Source organism: Limimaricola variabilis (genome assembly GCF_034371605.1).
GTDB classification, from domain to species: Bacteria; Pseudomonadota; Alphaproteobacteria; order Rhodobacterales; family Rhodobacteraceae; genus Limimaricola; species Limimaricola variabilis.
The window spans coordinates 511,240-528,728 of sequence record NZ_CP139691.1 but is presented as its reverse complement, the minus strand read 5'-3'; the positions used below and the strand labels follow the sequence as shown (position 1 = coordinate 528,728).

Sequence of the window (17,489 nt, the reverse complement as noted above, 5' to 3'; positions counted from 1 at the left end):
TCCCGTCCTCCCTGTTTCTCTCCGACCCCGTCACGCCGGGGTCGTCTCGGGCTCCAGCGCGCCCTCGGCCACTTCGCCGCGCTCGATGACGAGCGTGCGGTCGGCGAAGCCGCGCAGCAGCGCCGGGTTCGATTCCGTGATGATCAGCGTCACCGAGCGGTCGGCGTCGCGCAGCGCCCGAAGCGCCTCGGCGTAGCGCTGCGCCAGCGCCGGAGCGAGGCCCTGAAACGGCTCGTCGAGCATGACCAGCTTGGTGCCCAGCATCAGCGCGCGGGCCAGCGCCACCATCTTGCCCTGCCCGCCCGAGACGTTGCCGGCGGGCCGCCCCGCCATCTCGCGCAGCTCCGGCAGGATCATGTAGGCGCGATCCAGCCTTCGCTTGGTCTCCTCGGCCGAGAGCCGCGCCGCCTGGGCCGGCAGCAGGATGTTCTCCTCGACCGTGAAGGCCGAGAACAGCCGCCGGTCCTCGGGGGCGTAGCCGATGCCGAGGCCGGGCCGCGCCGGCGGCGGCATCGCCCCGATGGCGCGCCCGTCAAAGCGGATCTCGCCGGTGATCTTGGTGAAGCCCATGATGGTGCGCAGCAGCGTCGTCTTGCCCGCGCCGTTGCGTCCGATCAGCGCCACGGTCTCGCCGGCGCCGATGGAGAAGTCGAGGTTTCGCAGGATGGGGATGATCCCGATCGAGGCGTTCACGTCCCGAAGTTCCAGCATCACGCCACCTCCCCGATCACGTCCCGGATCACGTCCGGGTGCTCCAGTATTTCCGTCGGCGTGCCGCGCAGCTGCACGTTGCCGGCGTTCCAGACCGCCACCTCGTCGGCATAGTCGCCGACGATGCCCATGTCGTGCTCGACGAAGACCGAGGTGACGCGCGCCTCGGCCAGCGCCCGGATCAGGATCTCCATGATCTTGTGCTTCTGCGAGGAGGCCACGCCCGAGGTCGGCTCGTCCATCAGCAGCAGCCGCGGCCTGAGCGCCAGCGCCACCGCGATGTCGATCAGCTTGCGCTGGCCCTCGGACAGCTCGTCGACGGTGCGATGCGCGACATCGGCGCAGTTCACCATCTCGAGCAGGTGCATCATCTCCTCGCGCTCGGGCACCCGCGACAGGTCGCGCAGCGGGTGACGCATCCCCTCGCGGGCAGCGGCCGAGATCAGCAGGTTCTCGAGCGCGGTGTGCTCGGTGAACAGCTGCGGGATCTGGAACGCCCGGGCGACGCCGCGACGCACGATCTTGCGCGGCGGCAGCGGGGTGATGTCCTCGCCCTCGAACAGCACCTGCCCGCTCTTGGGCTTGATCCAGCCAGTGCAGATGTTGAGGAAGGTGGTCTTGCCCGCCCCGTTGGGGCCGATGATGGCGAGGTTGCGCCCGGCCTCGATTTTGAGCGAGACGTCGTTGGCGGCGATGACGCCGCCGAAGCGGATCATCAGGTTGCGGGTTTCCAGCAGCGGCGCGCTCATGCGGCCTCCTCCTCTTTGGCGGCCCCGCGGCGGGTGACGCGTTCGAACAGCCCCACCACGCCGCCCGGCGCGAACAGGATGATGACCAGCAGGAACCCACCCAGCAGCATCTGCCAGACATCGCCGGCGAAGGCCGAGGCGAAGACCCGCACGAATTCGTAGATCAGCGCGCCGATGAACGCGCCCGGCACCGAGCCCGCGCCGCCGAGAACGGCGATGAACACCATTTCGCCCGAGCGGATCCACCAGGCGTATTCCGGCGTCACCACGCCCTGCGCCACGCCCATGATCGCGCCGCCCACCCCACAGAGCACCGCCGAGAGCAGGTAGCCCGAGAGCAGCGCCCGGCGCGGCGAGACGCCCAAGTATTCGAGCCGCGTCTCGTTGGTCTTCACGGTGCGGAACAGCTGCCCCACCGGCGAGGCGAGCCAGCGCAGCGTGAACCAGCCCAGCCCGCCGACCAGGGCCAGCGTCAGCCAGAACAGCACAAGCTCGAAATCATGCCGCCCCATCTCCATGCCCAGCACGGAGGGGCGCGGCAGGCGGATGCCGTCGGCGCCGCCGGTGACGTGGTAGAACTTCTCGAGGATCGACCAGAAGATCATCGAGAAGGCGAGGTTGAGCATCCCGAAGAAGATGCCGCGATAGCGGACCACGAAGAGCCCGACCAGCAGGCCGGAGACGGCGGCGCCCAGCGCGCCGGCGAGCAGCACCACGAGGAGGTCGGCGCCCGGCCACGCGGCCAGCAGAAAGGCCCCGGCATAGGCGGCGACGGCAAAGTAGAGCGCGTGGCCGAAGGAGACCTGCCCCGCGCGCAGCAGCACGGTCACGCCGAGCACGGCGAGCCCCTTGGCCAGCGCGAGGTTGACCAGCAGCTGCAGGCTCGGCGCGAAGATCGGAACCGCGGCGAGCAGCACCAGCCCGGCGATCGCCAGCCATGTCCCGGCGGTCATGCGCGTTTCCTTTTCGGCGGGGCTTCGGGACATCGCCCCGGCATCGGAATGGATCGACATCGCGGCCTCCTCAGATCTTGCGGGCGGCGGGGCTGCCGAACAGCCCCTCGGGGCGAACCAGCAGCACCAGCACCATGATGAGATACGGCACCAGCACCGCCACCTCGGGCCAGACATAGACGGCGAAGGACCGCCCCAGCCCGATCATCAGCGCGGTCAGCGCCGCACCCTCGATCTGGCCCAGGCCGGCGGTGGCGACGACCGCGAAGGACAGCACGATCATGTCGGCGCCCATGCCCGGCAGGATCGACGTGGTCGGCGAGGCCAGCGCGCCGCCCAAGCCCCCCAGCGCCGCGCCGACGATGAAGGTGAGCAGGAACACCTTGTCGGCGTCGATGCCGATCGACTGCGCCGCCTCGCGGTCCTCGGTGGTCGCGGTGATCAGCTTGCCGAGGATGGTGCGCCGCAGGAAGAAGCGCAGGCCGAGCAGCAGCACCAGCGCCACCGCCGGCAGCAGGATCAGCTGGTAGACGGTATAGGTGACGCCGAAGACGGTGACGTTGCCCAGCGCCTGCAGGGCCCGCGCCTCGAAATAGGGCTGCGTGCCCCAGACCAGGCGCTGCACGTCTTCGAGGATCATGAACACCGCGAAAGTGACCAGGAGCTGCAGCACCTCGGGCTTGTCGTAGATCCGGCGCAGCAGCAGCCATTCGATCGGGCCGCCGAGGAGGATGCCGACGAGGATCGCCGCAACCAGCATCAGCGGAAAGGACAGCGCGGGCGCGAGGCCCAGCGACAGGAAGAAGCCGGTGAGCGCCACGGTGGCATAGGCGCCGATCGCGTAGAGCGAACCATGGGCGACGTTGAGAATGCGCATCACGCCGAAGATCAGCGTGAGGCCCAGCGCCACGATGAAGACGAGCGCCGCGTAGGCGATCCCGTCGAACAGGGCGAGGAGAAAGATCGTCAGGTTCATGGCGGCTCCCGCTATGGCTGGCGAAGGGATGCGGCGGGCGCATGGCCCGCCGCGGCAGGCTCAGTTCTCGAAGCTGTCGACAGCGACCGTGTCGATGAAGCCCGCATCGAGCCCGCTGACCCATTCGATCGACTCCTCGCCCACCGGGGTGGTGATGTCGTCGCCGTCGAAGATCATGATGTTTTCCATCGTGGCGAAGGGATAGTCGCCGTTCTGCACGGTGGTGCCCATCATCTGGTCCTCGACGCCCTGGTGATCCTCGCGGATCTTCACCGGTCGGCCGAGGCCCTGGAACTCGAGCCCTTCCATCGCGGCGAGCAGCTGCTCCTCGCTTGGCCAGTCGACGCCATTCTCCTCGATCGCCTTGCTGTAGGCGGCCTGAAGCGCCGCGAAGGCCTGGCTGGTGTGGAAGACCGGATAGACCGAGACCTGGCCGGTGCGGGATTCATACTCCTCCATGAAGGCCTTGAAGTCCGCGTCCTCGCGGCGCTCGGGATGCAGGAAGTAGTGGTCGCCGCGCGCGCCGACGATATGGCCCGCCGGCAGGCTCGCGCCCAGCCGCTCGAAGGAGGATTCCGCCAGCGGCAGCACGAAGGTCGAGCTGTTGGTCAGCCCGCGCTGCGAGGCCTGCTGCACGAAGGTGTCGAGATCGCCGCCCCAGGAGGTGCTCAGGATCACGTCGGGGCGCAGCGCCTGCAGCCGCGAGATCTCGGTCGAGAAGTCGGGCGCGCCGAATTTCGGGAAGAACTCGCCCACCACCTCGACATCGGGCTTCATCGCCTTGAGCGCGGTCGAGAAGATGTTCCAGCTGTCGCGGCCCCAGGCGTAGTCCTGGTTGACCACGGCGATGGTCTTGAAGTCGGGCTTGGTCTTCAGGAGGTAGATCACGGCGGCCAGCATCTCGGGCGTGGCGTTGGCCTGGGTGCGGAAGACGTATTCGTAATCCTGCTCCTCGAAGATCTTCTGGGTGCCGCAATCCCACATGAAGTTCGGCACCTGCAGGTCCTCGGCCAGCGGCGCCAGCGTCTGGCAGTTGCCCGAGGAGATCGAGGCGAACATCACCTCGACGCCCTCGCTCTCCACCAGCCGGCGGTATTCCGAGGTCAGCGCCTCGGCGCCGGCGCCCTCGTCGATGAAGCTGACCTCGAGCGGCACGCCGTTGATGCCGCCCTCAGCGTTGATGTTCTCGACGATGATCTTCGCAGCCTCCTGCGCCGGCACCCCGAACACCGAGGCCGGGCCGGTCAGGAAGGTGGTCATCCCGATCTTCAGCGTCTCGGGCTTTTCGGCGGCCAGCGCCGCCAGCGGCAGCGCGGCGCAAAGCGCGGTCGTCACGAACAGTGTCTTCATCGGCTTGGTCCTCCAGTTGTTGCCGGAACGGGGCTGGGCGCCTCCCCGGCGCCGCTCGTTCCGCGAGCGCGTGCCCTCCCGGCACGGCCCGTCCTCCCCTCGCTGCACGCTCCGGCGATCGATGCGCTGGCGTGCCGTCGGCCCACTCCCCGGACCGGCTGTTCCGGAACATTACGGGGGATGCCGCCCCTCGCCCCATATCAAGGTACGATTTCGGGCATAGGCTCAGCCTATTGCTCGGTCATGCGGCTTTCGATCCCGCGCGGCTCGGCTAGCATGGGGGCCAGCATGCGAAGGGGAGGACGCGGGCCATGAAGATCACCGGCGCGGTATTGACCGAAGGCGGCATCGAAAGCGGGTTCGAGGCCAACCAGGCGCTGACGGTCCGCCAACTGGATCTCGCCCCGCCGGGACCGGGCGAGGTGCTGATCCGCATGGCCGCTGCCGGGATCTGCCATTCCGACCTGTCGGTGATCAACGGCACCCGCCCCCGGCCCCTGCCCATGGTTCTGGGTCACGAGGCGTCGGGTTTCGTCGAGGAGGTCGGGCCGGGCGTCGAGGATCTGGCGCCGGGCGATCACGTGCTGTGCATCTTCGCCCCCGGCTGCGGCCGGTGCCGGCCCTGCGCCGAGGGGCGCCCGGCGCTTTGCGTGACGGCGGCCGAGCATCACGGCGTCGGTGCGCTGATGACCGGCCAGCGGCGGCTGTCGATGGACGGCGCCCCAGTGCACCACCATGTCGGCGTCTCGGCCTTCGCGACCCATGCGGTGCTGGCCCGGCCCTCGCTGATCAAGGTCGAGCACGAGATCGCGCCGCATCTGTCGGCGCTGTTCTCCTGCGCCATGCTGACCGGCGCGGGAGCGGCCTTCAACACCGCGCGGGTGGCGCCGGGCAGCACGGTGGCGGTGGTGGGCCTCGGTGGCGTCGGCCTCTCGGCGATCCTGGGCGCCGCGGCGGCCGGAGCGGGCCGGATCGTCGCGATCGACCCGTTCGAGAGCAAGCTCGACGCTGCGCGCGCCATGGGCGCCACCGATTGCGTCAGGGCCGATGCCGACACGGTGGAGGCGGTGCGCGAGCTGACGGCGGGCGGCGTCGACGTGGCGCTGGAGATGGCGGGCTCGGCCCGCGCGCTCGAGACCGCCTTCGATGTGACCGCGCGCGGCGGCACCACCGTCACCGCCGGGCTGCCGCATCCCAGCGAGCGCATGGCGCTCAGCCCGCTCAAGCTGGTGGCGGAGGAGCGCCAGCTCAAGGGCAGCTATATCGGCTCCTGCGTGCCGCAGCGCGACCTGCCGCGGATGTTGTCGCTGCATGCGGCGGGCAAGCTTCCGGTCGAGCGGATGCTGACGCATCGGCTGCGCCTCGATCAGATCAATCTCGCCATGGACCAGCTCGCCGACGGCACCGCCATCCGGCAGGTGATCGAGTTCGACTGACCCACCACACCATCGCCCCTGCCTATGACGCTCAGGCCGCATGCGTATTGGCCATCTCGACCGTCGAGGCGCAGACAGGGCGAGAGCACGCTCCCCGGAGGACGGAATGTATCGCAACAGGACCGATGAATATCAGGACATCCGCGAGGCGGTGCGCGCGCTCTGCGCGGAGTTTCCGGCCGAGTATCACCGCCGGATCGACCAGGAACGCGGCTACCCCGAAGAGTTCGTGGAGGCGCTGACCCGGGCCGGATGGATGGCGGCGCTCATTCCCGAAGCCTATGGCGGCTCGGGCCTGGGGCTGATGGAAGCCAGCGTGATCATGGAGGAGATCAACCGCGCGGGCGGCAACTCCGGCGCCTGCCACGGCCAGATGTACAACATGAACACGCTGGTCCGGCACGGCTCCGAAGAACAGCGGCAGAAGTACTTGCCCAAGATCGCCAGCGGCGAGCTGCGCCTGCAGTCGATGGGCGTGACGGAGCCCACCACCGGCACCGACACCACCAAGATCAAGACCACCGCCGTGAAGCGCGGCGACCGTTACGTGGTCAACGGTCAGAAGGTCTGGATCAGCCGCGTCCAGCATTCCGACCTGATGATCCTGCTGGCGCGCACCACGCCGCTGTCGGAGGTGAAGAAGAAATCCGAGGGCCTGTCGATCTTCCTCGTCGACATCGCGCAGGCGATGAAGACCGGGATGACCGTCAAGCCGATCCTCAACATGGTCAACCACGAGACCAACGAGATCTTCTTCGACGAGCTCGAGATCCCCGAGGAGAACCTGATCGGCGAGGAGGGGATGGGCTTCAAATACATCCTCACCGGGCTCAACGCCGAGCGCACGCTGATCGCCGCCGAATGCATCGGCGACGGCTACTGGTTCACCGACCGGGTGGTGGACTACGTCTCTGGCCGCGAGGTGTTCGGCCGGCCGATCGGCCAGAACCAGGGCGTGCAGTTTCCCATCGCCGAGGCCTATATCGAGATCGAGGCCGCCAACCTGATGCGCGAGAAGGCCTGCCGGCTGTTCGATGCGGGCGAACCCTGCGGCGCCGAGGCCAACATGGCGAAATACCTCGCCGCCAAGGCCTCTTGGGAGGCCGCCAATGCCTGCCTGCAATTCCATGGCGGCTATGGCTTCGCCGCCGAATACGACGTGGAGCGCAAGTTCCGCGAGACCCGGCTCTACCAGGTGGCGCCGATCTCCACCAACCTGATCCTGTCCTATGTCGCCGAGCACGTGCTCGGCCTGCCGAGGTCGTTCTGATGAGGTCGCCGGCACGGGGAGAACCCGTATGAGCACCGAGATCGACATCGCGCAGCTGCGCGGCTGGATCGGCCGCGAGGAGCGGCAGGAGGAGCTTCTGACCCCGGCGCTGGCGCAGCGCTTCGACGCCACCTTCGACCGCGCCGGTTCGCTCGACGATGGGGCCGATGCCGCGCCGATGATCCATCTCTGCCTGTGCCAGCCCGCCGCGCCCACCGCAGCGCTCGGCCCGGATGGTCACCCGGCGCGGGGCGGCTTCCTGCCGCCGGTTCCCCTGCCCCGCCGGATGTGGGCCGGCGGCGCGCTCGAGTTTCACGAACCGATCCGGATCGGCGAGGTCGTGCGCCGGCGCTCGGTGATCGAGGATGTCCGCCTTAAGCACGGCCGCACCGGCCCGCTCTGCTTCGTCACCGTGATGCATCATATCGAAAGCGGCGGCCGGCCTGCCGTGACCGAGCGCCACGACATCGTCTATCGCTCCGACAGCACGGCGACCCCGCCGCCCGCGCCCGCCGCTGCCGAAGGCCGGATACGCCGCGTGGTGACGGCCAGCCCGACCCTGCTGTTTCGGTATTCGGCGCTGACTTTCAACGGCCACCGCATCCATTACGACGCGCCCTATGCCCGCGAGGTCGAGGCCTATCCCGGGCTGATCGTGCACGGGCCGATGCAGGCGACGATGCTGGTGCATCTGGCGGCGGAGCTGCGCGGCGCGCCCCCGGCGCGGTTCTCCTTCCGCAGCCTGTCGCCGCTTTTCGATACCGATGATTTCGCGCTGAACGCCAAGGATGACGGCACAGCGCTCGAGCTATGGACCGCCCGCGCGGGCGGCCCGGTCGCGATGGAGGCGCGCGCCGAATGGTAGATCTGTCGATGATACGCGCCCCGCTCTTCGTGCCGGCCAACCGCCCCGAGCGCTTTGCCAAGGCCGCGGCCTCCGGCGCCGACGCGGTGATCCTCGATCTGGAGGATGCGGTGGCCCGGGACGATAAGGCCGCGGCGCGCGGCATGGTCGAGACCGGCTTCACAGATCTGCCGGTGATCCTGCGGGTCAACGCCATGGGCACCGATTGGCACGAGGACGACATCGCGGCGGCGCGTGCCCTGCCCCTGGCCGCAATCCTGCTGCCGAAATCCGAAGAGCCGGACATGATCGCGGCCCTCGTCTCCAAGCTGGGCGGCGTGCCGCTCCTCGCGCTGATCGAGAGCGCGCGCGGGCTGGCCAATGCCCGCGCCATCGCCGCGACCGAAGGCGTCGCGCGGCTCGTCTTCGGCTCGATCGACTATTGCGCCGATCTGGGCTGCGCGCATCTGCGCGAGGGGCTGCTGCCCGTTCGCGCCGAGCTGGTGCTGGCCTCGCGCCTCGCCGGGATCGCCGCGCCGATCGACGGCGTGACCGCCGATTTGTCGGACCCCGAGATCACCCGCACCGATGCCCGCCATGCCCGCGATCTGGGCATGACCGGCAAGCTCTGCGTCCACCCGCGCCAGATCGCCCCGGTGCGCGCGGCCTTCCTGCCCTCGGAGGCCGAGATCGACTGGGCCCGCCGCGTCCTGGCCTCCGGCGATGGCGCGGTCGCCGTCGACGGCGCCATGGTCGACGAGCCGGTCCGCATCCGCGCCCGCGCCATCCTTCAGGCCATGGAGCAGGCATGAGCATCGCCCGTCGCATCGCCGAATTCGCCACCGGGCCGATCGCCCCGGACGCCGAGATGGCCCGCTACGTGCGGATGTCGCTGCTCGACTGGGCCACGGTCGGCATCGCCGGGCGTGACGAGCCGGTCTCGCGCGCCGCCCGCGCCGTGGCGCTGTCGGAGGGGGGCGACGGCGCGACCCTGATCGGCGGCGGTCGCGCTGCACCGCGCGCCGCGGCGCTGGCCAATGGCGCGATCAGCCACGCGCTCGATTACGACGACACGCATTTCGGCCATATCGGTCATCCCAGCGTCGCGGTCATCCCGGCCGCCCTCGCCGTAGCGGAGGCGCGGGAAATCGACGGTGCCGCCTTTCTCGACGCCCTCGCGGTTGGGCTGGAGACGGCCTGCCGCATCGGCGATTGGCTGGGACGGTCGCATTACGAGGCGGGGTTCCACCAGACCGGCACCTCGGGCGCCTTCGGCGCCTGCGTCGCGGCCGGGCGGCTCCTCGGCCTCGACGCCGACGCCATGACCCATGCGCTGGGCCTGACCGCGACCCGGGCCTCCGGCCTCAAGAGCCAGTTCGGCACCATGGGCAAGCCGCTCAACGCGGGCCTCGCCGCCGAGGCGGGCGTGACCTGCGCGCTGCTGGCCAGTACGGGTGCGCATTCCTCCGAGATGGCGATCGAGGGAGCGCAGGGCTTCGGCCCGACGCACGCGGCGGCGATGCAGGAGGCGGCCTGGGCAGGCCTCGGCGAGCGCTGGGTCTTCAAGGGGATTTCCTACAAGTTCCACGCCTGCTGTCACGGCCTCCACGCCATGCTGGAGGCGCTACGCAGCTTGGGCCCCATTAATCCGGCCCAAGTCGAGGAGATCGAGATCACCACCCATCCCCGCTGGCTCGCGGTCTGCAACCAGCCCGCCCCCGAGACCGGGCTCGGCGCCAAGTTCAGCTACCGGGTCACGGCCGCGATGCAGCTCCTGGGGATCGATACCGCGGCGCTCGACAGCTACAGCGACGCGACCTGCGCCCGGCCCGACCTGATCGCGCTCCGGGACAAGGTTCGCGTCGTCACCGATGAGGGGCTTGCCGACACGGCCTCCCGCGTCCGGCTGCGCGCGGCGGGCGAGGTGCACGAGGCGTCCCACGACATTCTCGACGCGGGCGATACCAACGGCATCGCCGACCGGCTGCGGGAGAAGTCCGAATCCCTGCTTGGAGCAAAGGTAGCGCAACAGCTGTCCGACGAGGTGAGTGGCATGGAAAGCGCGACCGGCGTGTCGGGTTTCACCGTGCTGCTCGCGCAGCACTAGGTAGCTGGCCGTCTGTCAGGACGGATGCAACTAGGTGGAACACCTTGCATGAAGGCTGAGAAGGAAGCTGGCCGCGGGGTTGCCGTCTGTAGATTTAGGCGAGCATGGGCCGCTTCGAGTTATCCGAGGATAGCCATCACCCTAGGAAGCACCGTGCAACCAATCTGAGAATCTGCAGCTCTTCCGGGTACAGGTCCGTCAGCTCGTTTCCGCGCCATTCTCCGGGCGATCGAGCATCTGCATGTGGTCGCCGCCCTGCGTAGCGACCTCGTGGACGGCTGCCTTGGCCAGGAACGTGCCCGCCTTCTGGATGTCCTCGACCAGCGTCAGGATCTGTGGGCGGAACAGCTTCAGGAACGGAATGGTCTCTTTCGAGAAGACGTCGAAATCCTTGCCGATGACGCGTTCCGTCGCCTCGATCGCGGCCGTCGCGACCATGGTGCCGTTCGGGTTGGACGAGATGAGGGCGTCCAGATCGGGATGCGCCTCGAGACTGCGGGCGAGGCCGCGCCGGATCTCCGCCTCGCTGCTGTCGCTGGTCATCTCCTGTGCCAGCGTCAGCGAGAGGCCGAGCTCCCCGGCCGCTTCGACCGCGCCGTCGATCATGTCCCGCGCATAGTTCTGGTCCTGCGGCGGTGCCAGCAGGAGCAGGTTGCTGCGCCCATGGCGCGCCAGGGTCTCGACGGCGACCCGGCCGAACGCCCTGTTGTCGTAGTCGAAATAAGCATGGTCCTCCGCCCAGACGGTCCGTCCATGGGTGACGAATGGAAAATTCTGCCTGCGCAGATACTCGACGCGCGGATCCTCGGGCTGGATCTTGTTGATGATCACAGCATCGGCCGACCGGGTCTCGACGATGTAGCGCACCGCGTCCAGCGGTGTCCTGTTCGGCATCTCGGGCGTCATCACCAGGTGATAGGGCGTGCCCGCGAGCGCCTGCGCGATCGAGGCGATCATGCGTGGCGACATGTTCAGCCCGTCCGGCTCGGGCTCCAGAACGAGGGCGATCACGTTGGTCCGGCCGGTGCGCAGTCGGACCCCTGCCCGGTTCGGCGTGTAACCCACCGAATCGGCGATTTCGCGCACCTTCTTCTTGGTTTCCGCGCTGATATCGGGGGCGTCACCCAGCGCGCGGGATACCGTCGTCACCGCGAGACCGCTCAGCTCCGCGATGGTCCTGAGGGTCGGCCGGGTGCTCCGGTCACGCGGTTGGCCATTGATATCATTCATGACGGCCCCTCCTCGATCCTGCGTTGCTATCCGAAAGCCAACCCCGCCTCAATAGCGCTTGATTAGACGCACTGTAACGTTATAGAACCGACTGTAACGTTACAGACCGCGCTTGGAGGAGCATCATGAAGCGTTCGATCCTGATCACGTCGGCCATGGCCACGACAGCGGCTGCGGCCATCGCCAGCGCGCAAGGCGCGCATCCGCAGGGCGGCACGCTGACGGTGCCGATCATCACCGCCACCTTCGTAGAGGACTTCAACCCGTTCTCGAACGCGCAGGAGGATCTGGTCCGCGGCACGATGTTCGAGCCGCTCTGGGCGCATAACGTGATGCAGGGCGGCATCGACTTCCGCCTCGCGGAGGGGTTCACCTATGCCGACGACCTGATGTCGATGACCATCACCCTGCGCGATGGCCTGACCTGGTCGGACGGCGAGGTGCTCGATGCCGAGGACGTGGCCTACTCGATCGGCCTCGGCCAGGAGGACGCGACCCTCGACAAGACCGGCAAATGGGCCGACGGGCTGCTCGCCTCGGTCGAAGCGGTCGATCCGACCACGGTGCGGGTGACCTTCAACCGCCCGGATTCGACCTTCGATTGGTATGTCGAAGGGATCTACATCGTGCCCGAGCATGTCTGGCGCGATGTCGAGGACAAGATCACCTTCAAGAACTCCGCCCCGGTGGGTTCCGGCCCGATCACCGAGGTCGTGACGATGCGCGACAACCAGGTCGAGATCTGCCGCAACCCGCATTACTACAAGGCGAGCGATGGTCTGCCCTTCCTCGACTGCATCAAGTTCCGCCAGTATTCGGACAACGCGCAGATCCAGCCCGCCCTGATGGCCGGCGAGATCGACTGGGGCTCGAACTTCATCGCCGACATCGAGAGCACCTATGTCGCCCGAGACCCCGAGAACCACGGCTTCTGGTACCCGGCCAACGACCTCGTCAATCTCTACCTCAACACCCGCAAGGCCCCGTTCGACGACCTGGCGTTCCGCCGCGCGATGTCGATGGCGCTCGACCGCGAGACGATCGTCGACCTGGCGGCCTATGGCTATCCGACCGTCGCCACCCATGCGACGGGGCTGGGCGAATACTACGCGGCCAGCTTCAACGACGAGGTCGACGCCGAGTACGACCAGTACGTCGCATATGACCCCGACGCCGCAATCGCGCTTCTGGACGAGGCCGGCTATGTCGATGTCGACGGCGACGGCTTCCGCGAGACGCCCGATGGCGCGCCGATCGACTTCGGCATCCAGGTCGTCAACGGGTGGACCGATTGGGTGCAGTCGGCGCAGATGGTGACCGAGTACCTCGCCGAGGTGGGGATCAGGGCCAGTACCGAGACGGTCGACTGGTCGGTCTATGACAGCACCCTCAAGGAAGGCAGCTACGAGGTGTCGATGAGCTGGTCGACCGCCGGCGTCGATCCGATCCAGACCTATAACGACTACTACCACCCGAGCCGCGTGGGCCAGGGCTGGCACGTCAATCACGGCAAGGCCTCCGCGGAGATGGGCGCGCTCGTCGACGAATACGGCCAGACCACGGATGCCGCCCGCCGGGAGGAGATCCTGGCCGAACTGATGGTCTATACCGGCGAGACCATGCCCTTCGTGCCGCTGTTCTCGAACCCGACCTGGTACCAGTACAACAGCACCCGGATCGGCGGCTGGCCCACGGCCGAGAATTCGGTGGTGCAGCCGGTCTTCTACTCGGTCGGGCGCAAGCTGGCGGTCTTCGAAGGCCTCTACCAGAAGTGAGCCGGCATGCGGGTGGTCCTCAGTCCACCCGCAGCCGCACCGCGCAGCCAGCCTGCGACGACGCCGCCCGGGGTTTGCCCGCCGGGCCCGTCTCTCCCCATGCCCGCCCGTCCCCTTGCCCGCCCGTCCCCTTGCCCGGAGGAGCCTCTCGAATGGCGTTCATCCTGAGACGACTGGTTTTCTACTGCGTCGCGATCTTCGTCGCGATCACCTTCAATTTCGTGATGCCGCGGCTGATGCCGGGCGATCCGGTGGACGCGATGTTCGCCGCCGCCGGGGGGAAGCTGCCGCCGGAAACGCTTGCCGCCTACAAGGAAATGCTCGGCTTCGTCGACGCGCCGCTGTGGCAGCAATACCTGCAATATCTCCAGAGCGTCGTGACCCTCGATCTCGGCCCGTCGATCATGCTGTTCCCGACGCCGGTGACCGAGGTTCTGTCGAACACCCTGCCCTGGACCGTGTTCCTCGCCGGGATCGCGACGATCCTGTCGATCGTGATCGGCTGCTTCATCGGGCTTTACGCCTCCTACAATCGTGGCGGCATCGTCGATCGGGTGATGCCGGTGTTCTGGCAGTTCATCGCCTCGATGCCGCAGGCGGTGACGGCGCTGACGATCTTCTTCGTCTTCGCCCTGACCCTGCGCTGGTTCCCCCTCGGCTTCGGCTTCGATCCGGATCTCGACCCGGGACTGCGGCCGGGCTTCCTGGCCAATGTCGCCTATCACGCGGTGCTGCCGCTGGTGACGCTGATGCTGTCGATGATCGCGACCTGGGTGTTCACCATGCGCAACGCGATGGTGAACGTGCTGGGCGAGGATTACATCGCCATGGCCAAGGCCAAGGGCCTGTCCTCGCGCCGGATCATGACCCATTATGCGGCCCGCAACGCGATCCTGCCGGTGGTCACCGCCGTCTCGATGGCGCTCGGCTTCGCGGTGGCGGGTCAGGTCTTCATCGAGACCGTGTTCAACTATCCCGGCATCGGCCAGCTGATCATCAAATCCGTGGCGTCGCGTGACTACCCGCTGATGCAGGCCTGTTTCCTCCTCATCGTCATCTGCGTGCTGATGGCCAATTTCGTCGCCGACATCCTCTACGTCTGGCTCGATCCCCGACTGCGCAAGTGAGGCCGACATGACACGACTTCTCTCCCTTCTGGGCGGCATCGCCGGGTTCTATCGCGGCAACACCGCCGGCATCGTCGGCTCGACCATCGTGGCGCTGATCCTCGCCATGTGCCTTGCCGCCCCGGCGCTGACCGGCTTCGATCCCGACAAGCGCGTGGCCCGCGGCCACCAGCCGCCCAGCACGGAGCACGTCATGGGCACGACCCGCGCCGGCAAGGATGTCTGGTCGCAGGCGCTCTATGGCGGCCGGGTGTCGCTGATGGTGGCCTTTGCCGCGGCCACGGTGACCTCGATCATCGCGCTCGCCGTGGGTGTCTCCTCGGGCTATTTCGGCGGCCGCACCGACGAGATCATGATGGCCGTCACCAATGTGATGCTGGTGTTCCCACAGCTACCCTTGCTGATCATCCTCGCAGCCTTCCTCGGCAATGTCGGCCCGCTGGTGATCGCGCTGATCCTCGGCCTGACCTCTTGGCCCTGGGGCGCGCGGGTGATGCGCTCGCAGACGCTGGCGCTGCGCAACAAGGAGTTCATCACCGCCGCCGAAATCATGGGCGAGGCCAAGTGGCGGATCATCGTGATCGAGATCATGCCCAACCTCGTCAGCCTCGCGGCGGGCATGTTCGTGGGCACCGCGCTCTACGCGATCGGCGCGCAGGCGGGGCTCGAGTTTCTCGGCCTCGGCGACCCGACGGTGACCAGCTGGGGCACCATGCTCTACTGGGCGCAATCCTCGGCGGCCTTCTTCGTCGGCGCATGGTGGGACTTCATCGTGCCGGGCAGCTTCATCGCGCTGGTCGGCGGCGGGCTCGCGCTGATCAACATCTCGATCGACCAGATCTCGAACCCGAAGCTCAAGACCGGCTCCTACCTCAGGACATGGCGCCGGCTGAACGCCGAGATCAACGCCAAGCGTCAGGAGGCCTGAGATCATGGACGGCAATCCCACCCCACTTGCCCGACCCTTGCTGAGCTGTCGCGGCGTTTCGGTCGACTACGTCGTCGGCAATCTCAACGCGCGGGCCTGCAACCGCGTCACCCTCGACATTCATCCCGGCGAGACCGTGGGCCTCGCGGGTGAATCCGGCTGCGGCAAGTCGACCTTCGCCTTCGCCATCACCCGGATGCACAACGCCCCCGCCCTGATCTCCGAAGGCGAGATCCTGTTCGAGGGTCGCGACGTGCTGAAGATGTCCGACCGGGACCTCAGGGCGTTCCGCTGGAAGGAGACCGCGATGGTGTTCCAGAGCGCGATGAACGCGCTCAACCCGGTGATCACCATCGGCGAACAGCTGATCGACGTGATCCTCGCGCACCAGGACATTTCCCGCGACGCGGCCTGGGCCCGGGGCGAGGAGCTGCTCGAGACAGTCGGCATCGCCAAGTCGCGGATGACCTCCTTTGCCCACCAGCTCTCGGGCGGCATGCGGCAGCGGGTGGTGATCGCCATCGCGCTGGTACTGCGCCCCAAGCTGATCGTCATGGACGAGCCGACCACCGCGCTCGACGTGGTGGTCGAGCGCGAGATCATGGACGAGCTGCAGGACCTCAAGGAGCGCTACGGCTTCGCGATCCTGTTCATCTCGCACGACCTCGGGCTGATGGGCGAGATCTGCGACCGGATCGGCATCATGTATGCCGGAAACCTCGTCGAGCTGGGCGAGGCCCGGCAGGTCCTCGAACAGCCTCGGCATCCCTACACCAAGGGTCTCGTTGGCTCCTTCCCCACCATTCATGGGCCCAAGACGCGGCTGCATGGCATCCCGGGCAATCCTGTGAACCTGCTCCAGCTGCCGCAGGGCTGCAATTTCCAGTCGCGCTGCACAGCCTGCATTTCGCGCTGCCAGACCGACGAGCCCCGGCTCCTGACGGTGGCCCAAGTGCCGCCGCATCTTGCCGCCTGTCATCTGGTGAGCGCGGCCACGGAGGCCGACACCAGGGTCGTCGAGGAGGCCACCTCATGAGCGATATCGCCGAGATCACCGTCGAGGACATGGTCATCGACTTCCCCGTGGGCGGCGGCCTGTTCCGCAAGCGATACCTGCGCGCCGCCAACGGCGTCAGCCTGTCGCTCCGCGCGGGAGAAGCGCTGGCCATCGTCGGCGAAAGCGGCAGCGGCAAGAGCACCTGCGCCCGCGCCATCGCCCGGATCACCCCGCCGACCGGTGGCACGATCCGTGTCGATGGGGTCGAGATCACCGCGCCCGGTTTCCGGCAGAGCCAGCGCGACTACGCCTCCAAGGTCCAGATGATCTTCCAAGACCCGTTCGGCTCGCTGAACCCGGTGCACACGATCCGCCATCACCTCGCCCGGCCGATCCGGATCCATGCCCCGGAGCTGAGCGCGGCGGAGGTGGAGGCGCGCGTCATCTCGACGCTGGAGCGGGTCGGCCTGTCGCCGGCCGCGCAGACCGCCGGAAAGTTCCCCTACGAGCTGTCGGGCGGCCAGCGCCAGCGGGTCGCGATCGCGCGTGCGCTTGCGGTGGGGGCGCGGTTCATCCTCGCGGACGAGCCGATCTCGATGCTCGACGTCTCGATCCGGCTGGGGATCCTGAACCTGATGGACGACATGAAGCGCGAGGGGATCGGCTTCATGTACATCACCCATGACATCGCCACGGCGCGCTACTTCGCGGAGCGCACGGCGGTCATGTATCTCGGCCATATGGTCGAATGGGGCGAGAGCGACAGCGTCACCCAGTCGCCGCGCCACCCCTATACCCAGCTGCTGATCAGCGCCGTGCCCGAAGCCGGCATCCGCAAGACCCGCGAGCGCAAGGCGAAGAAGGCGGAAATTCCGATGCGCACCCCCGAAAGCCGGGGCTGCCCGTTTGCCGGGCGCTGCCTGAAGGTCATGGACCAGTGCCATGCCGACATGCCGCCCATCACCCAACTCGAAGAGAACCACTATGTCAGATGCCATCTGTATTGAGCGCAGCCCAGAGCCCGGCACCGCGCGCA

The 17,489-nt window shown here is 67.8% G+C and carries 16 protein-coding genes; 10 read left to right on the top strand and 6 right to left on the bottom strand.

Annotated features, from left to right (window positions below; genetic code table 11):
* Nucleotides 1–30: 30 nt before the first annotated feature.
* Genes T8T21_RS02595 through T8T21_RS02575 form a run of 5 tightly spaced genes read right to left on the bottom strand, consistent with a single transcriptional unit; the run spans nt 31 to nt 4,739 of the window.
* The gene (locus T8T21_RS02595; RefSeq protein ID WP_322336691.1) at nt 31–711 is read right to left on the bottom strand and encodes an ABC transporter ATP-binding protein; all 681 of its coding nucleotides are present in this window, start codon (nt 709–711) and stop codon (nt 31–33) included.
* Nucleotides 711–1,460 (bottom strand): ABC transporter ATP-binding protein, encoded by a 750-nt coding sequence (locus tag T8T21_RS02590; RefSeq protein ID WP_183468756.1) that lies wholly within the window; start codon nt 1,458–1,460, stop codon nt 711–713. The genes T8T21_RS02595 and T8T21_RS02590 overlap by 1 nt, the downstream gene beginning before the upstream one ends.
* Complete coding sequence (locus T8T21_RS02585) at nt 1,457–2,473, bottom strand: branched-chain amino acid ABC transporter permease (protein WP_322336690.1); 1,017 nt, start codon at nt 2,471–2,473, stop codon at nt 1,457–1,459. The genes T8T21_RS02590 and T8T21_RS02585 overlap by 4 nt, the downstream gene beginning before the upstream one ends.
* A 10-nt stretch (nt 2,474–2,483) precedes the next feature.
* On the bottom strand, nt 2,484–3,389 hold the full coding sequence (locus T8T21_RS02580) for a branched-chain amino acid ABC transporter permease (protein WP_183468754.1): 906 nt from the start codon (nt 3,387–3,389) through the stop codon (nt 2,484–2,486).
* Between the two features lie 60 nt (nt 3,390–3,449).
* Nucleotides 3,450–4,739, bottom strand: coding sequence for an ABC transporter substrate-binding protein (locus tag T8T21_RS02575; RefSeq protein ID WP_322336689.1), 1,290 nt, complete (start codon nt 4,737–4,739; stop codon nt 3,450–3,452).
* 311 nt (nt 4,740–5,050) lie between these two features.
* Here T8T21_RS02575 and T8T21_RS02570 point away from each other — a divergent pair, with 311 nt between their 5' ends.
* The 5 genes from T8T21_RS02570 (at nt 5,051) to T8T21_RS02550 (ending at nt 10,396) form a co-directional block, all read left to right on the top strand.
* Nucleotides 5,051–6,175, top strand: a complete 1,125-nt coding sequence (locus T8T21_RS02570; protein ID WP_322336688.1) for a zinc-binding dehydrogenase — start codon at nt 5,051–5,053, stop codon at nt 6,173–6,175.
* A gap of 106 nt (nt 6,176–6,281) precedes the next feature.
* Complete coding sequence (locus T8T21_RS02565) at nt 6,282–7,445, top strand: acyl-CoA dehydrogenase family protein (protein WP_183468749.1); 1,164 nt, start codon at nt 6,282–6,284, stop codon at nt 7,443–7,445.
* A gap of 28 nt (nt 7,446–7,473) precedes the next feature.
* Nucleotides 7,474–8,310, top strand: coding sequence for an FAS1-like dehydratase domain-containing protein (locus T8T21_RS02560; protein ID WP_322336687.1), 837 nt, complete (start codon nt 7,474–7,476; stop codon nt 8,308–8,310).
* On the top strand, nt 8,304–9,101 hold the full coding sequence (locus tag T8T21_RS02555; protein WP_322336686.1) for an HpcH/HpaI aldolase/citrate lyase family protein: 798 nt from the start codon (nt 8,304–8,306) through the stop codon (nt 9,099–9,101). The genes T8T21_RS02560 and T8T21_RS02555 overlap by 7 nt, the downstream gene beginning before the upstream one ends.
* Nucleotides 9,098–10,396, top strand: coding sequence for an MmgE/PrpD family protein (locus T8T21_RS02550; protein ID WP_322336685.1), 1,299 nt, complete (start codon nt 9,098–9,100; stop codon nt 10,394–10,396). The genes T8T21_RS02555 and T8T21_RS02550 overlap by 4 nt, the downstream gene beginning before the upstream one ends.
* Before the next feature lie 198 nt (nt 10,397–10,594).
* Here T8T21_RS02550 and T8T21_RS02545 read toward each other — a convergent pair whose 3' ends face one another.
* Nucleotides 10,595–11,626 (bottom strand): LacI family transcriptional regulator, encoded by a 1,032-nt coding sequence (locus tag T8T21_RS02545; protein ID WP_322336684.1) that lies wholly within the window; start codon nt 11,624–11,626, stop codon nt 10,595–10,597.
* A 125-nt stretch (nt 11,627–11,751) separates the two neighbouring features.
* On the opposite strand from T8T21_RS02545, the gene T8T21_RS02540 reads away from it, so the two are divergent.
* From T8T21_RS02540 to T8T21_RS02520, 5 genes are all read left to right on the top strand, one after another.
* Complete coding sequence (locus T8T21_RS02540; protein WP_322336683.1) at nt 11,752–13,401, top strand: ABC transporter substrate-binding protein; 1,650 nt, start codon at nt 11,752–11,754, stop codon at nt 13,399–13,401.
* A gap of 152 nt (nt 13,402–13,553) precedes the next feature.
* Nucleotides 13,554–14,528 (top strand): ABC transporter permease, encoded by a 975-nt coding sequence (locus tag T8T21_RS02535; protein WP_322336682.1) that lies wholly within the window; start codon nt 13,554–13,556, stop codon nt 14,526–14,528.
* Nucleotides 14,529–14,535: 7 nt separating this feature from the next.
* Nucleotides 14,536–15,456, top strand: coding sequence for an ABC transporter permease (locus T8T21_RS02530; RefSeq protein WP_322336681.1), 921 nt, complete (start codon nt 14,536–14,538; stop codon nt 15,454–15,456).
* Between the two features lie 4 nt (nt 15,457–15,460).
* Entirely contained in the window at nt 15,461–16,492 is a 1,032-nt protein-coding gene (locus T8T21_RS02525; protein ID WP_322336680.1) for an ABC transporter ATP-binding protein, read from the top strand.
* A complete protein-coding gene (locus T8T21_RS02520; protein WP_183468673.1) occupies nt 16,489–17,460 on the top strand; it encodes an ABC transporter ATP-binding protein in 972 nt (323 codons plus the stop codon). Before T8T21_RS02525 ends, T8T21_RS02520 begins: the two co-directional genes overlap by 4 nt.
* The last annotated feature ends 29 nt before the right edge of the window (nt 17,461–17,489 follow it).

Coding starts and splice junctions, on each gene's coding strand:
- T8T21_RS02570 (WP_322336688.1), top strand. CDS start 5,051: ATGAAGATCACCGGCGCGGTATTGACCGAAGGCGGCATCGAAAGCGGG.
- T8T21_RS02580 (WP_183468754.1), bottom strand. CDS start 3,389: ATGAACCTGACGATCTTTCTCCTCGCCCTGTTCGACGGGATCGCCTAC.
- T8T21_RS02560 (WP_322336687.1), top strand. CDS start 7,474: ATGAGCACCGAGATCGACATCGCGCAGCTGCGCGGCTGGATCGGCCGC.
- T8T21_RS02540 (WP_322336683.1), top strand. CDS start 11,752: ATGAAGCGTTCGATCCTGATCACGTCGGCCATGGCCACGACAGCGGCT.
- T8T21_RS02565 (WP_183468749.1), top strand. CDS start 6,282: ATGTATCGCAACAGGACCGATGAATATCAGGACATCCGCGAGGCGGTG.
- T8T21_RS02575 (WP_322336689.1), bottom strand. CDS start 4,739: ATGAAGACACTGTTCGTGACGACCGCGCTTTGCGCCGCGCTGCCGCTG.
- T8T21_RS02525 (WP_322336680.1), top strand. CDS start 15,461: ATGGACGGCAATCCCACCCCACTTGCCCGACCCTTGCTGAGCTGTCGC.
- T8T21_RS02595 (WP_322336691.1), bottom strand. CDS start 711: ATGCTGGAACTTCGGGACGTGAACGCCTCGATCGGGATCATCCCCATC.
- T8T21_RS02535 (WP_322336682.1), top strand. CDS start 13,554: ATGGCGTTCATCCTGAGACGACTGGTTTTCTACTGCGTCGCGATCTTC.
- T8T21_RS02520 (WP_183468673.1), top strand. CDS start 16,489: ATGAGCGATATCGCCGAGATCACCGTCGAGGACATGGTCATCGACTTC.
- T8T21_RS02555 (WP_322336686.1), top strand. CDS start 8,304: ATGGTAGATCTGTCGATGATACGCGCCCCGCTCTTCGTGCCGGCCAAC.
- T8T21_RS02585 (WP_322336690.1), bottom strand. CDS start 2,473: ATGTCGATCCATTCCGATGCCGGGGCGATGTCCCGAAGCCCCGCCGAA.
- T8T21_RS02530 (WP_322336681.1), top strand. CDS start 14,536: ATGACACGACTTCTCTCCCTTCTGGGCGGCATCGCCGGGTTCTATCGC.
- T8T21_RS02590 (WP_183468756.1), bottom strand. CDS start 1,460: ATGAGCGCGCCGCTGCTGGAAACCCGCAACCTGATGATCCGCTTCGGC.
- T8T21_RS02545 (WP_322336684.1), bottom strand. CDS start 11,626: ATGAATGATATCAATGGCCAACCGCGTGACCGGAGCACCCGGCCGACC.
- T8T21_RS02550 (WP_322336685.1), top strand. CDS start 9,098: ATGAGCATCGCCCGTCGCATCGCCGAATTCGCCACCGGGCCGATCGCC.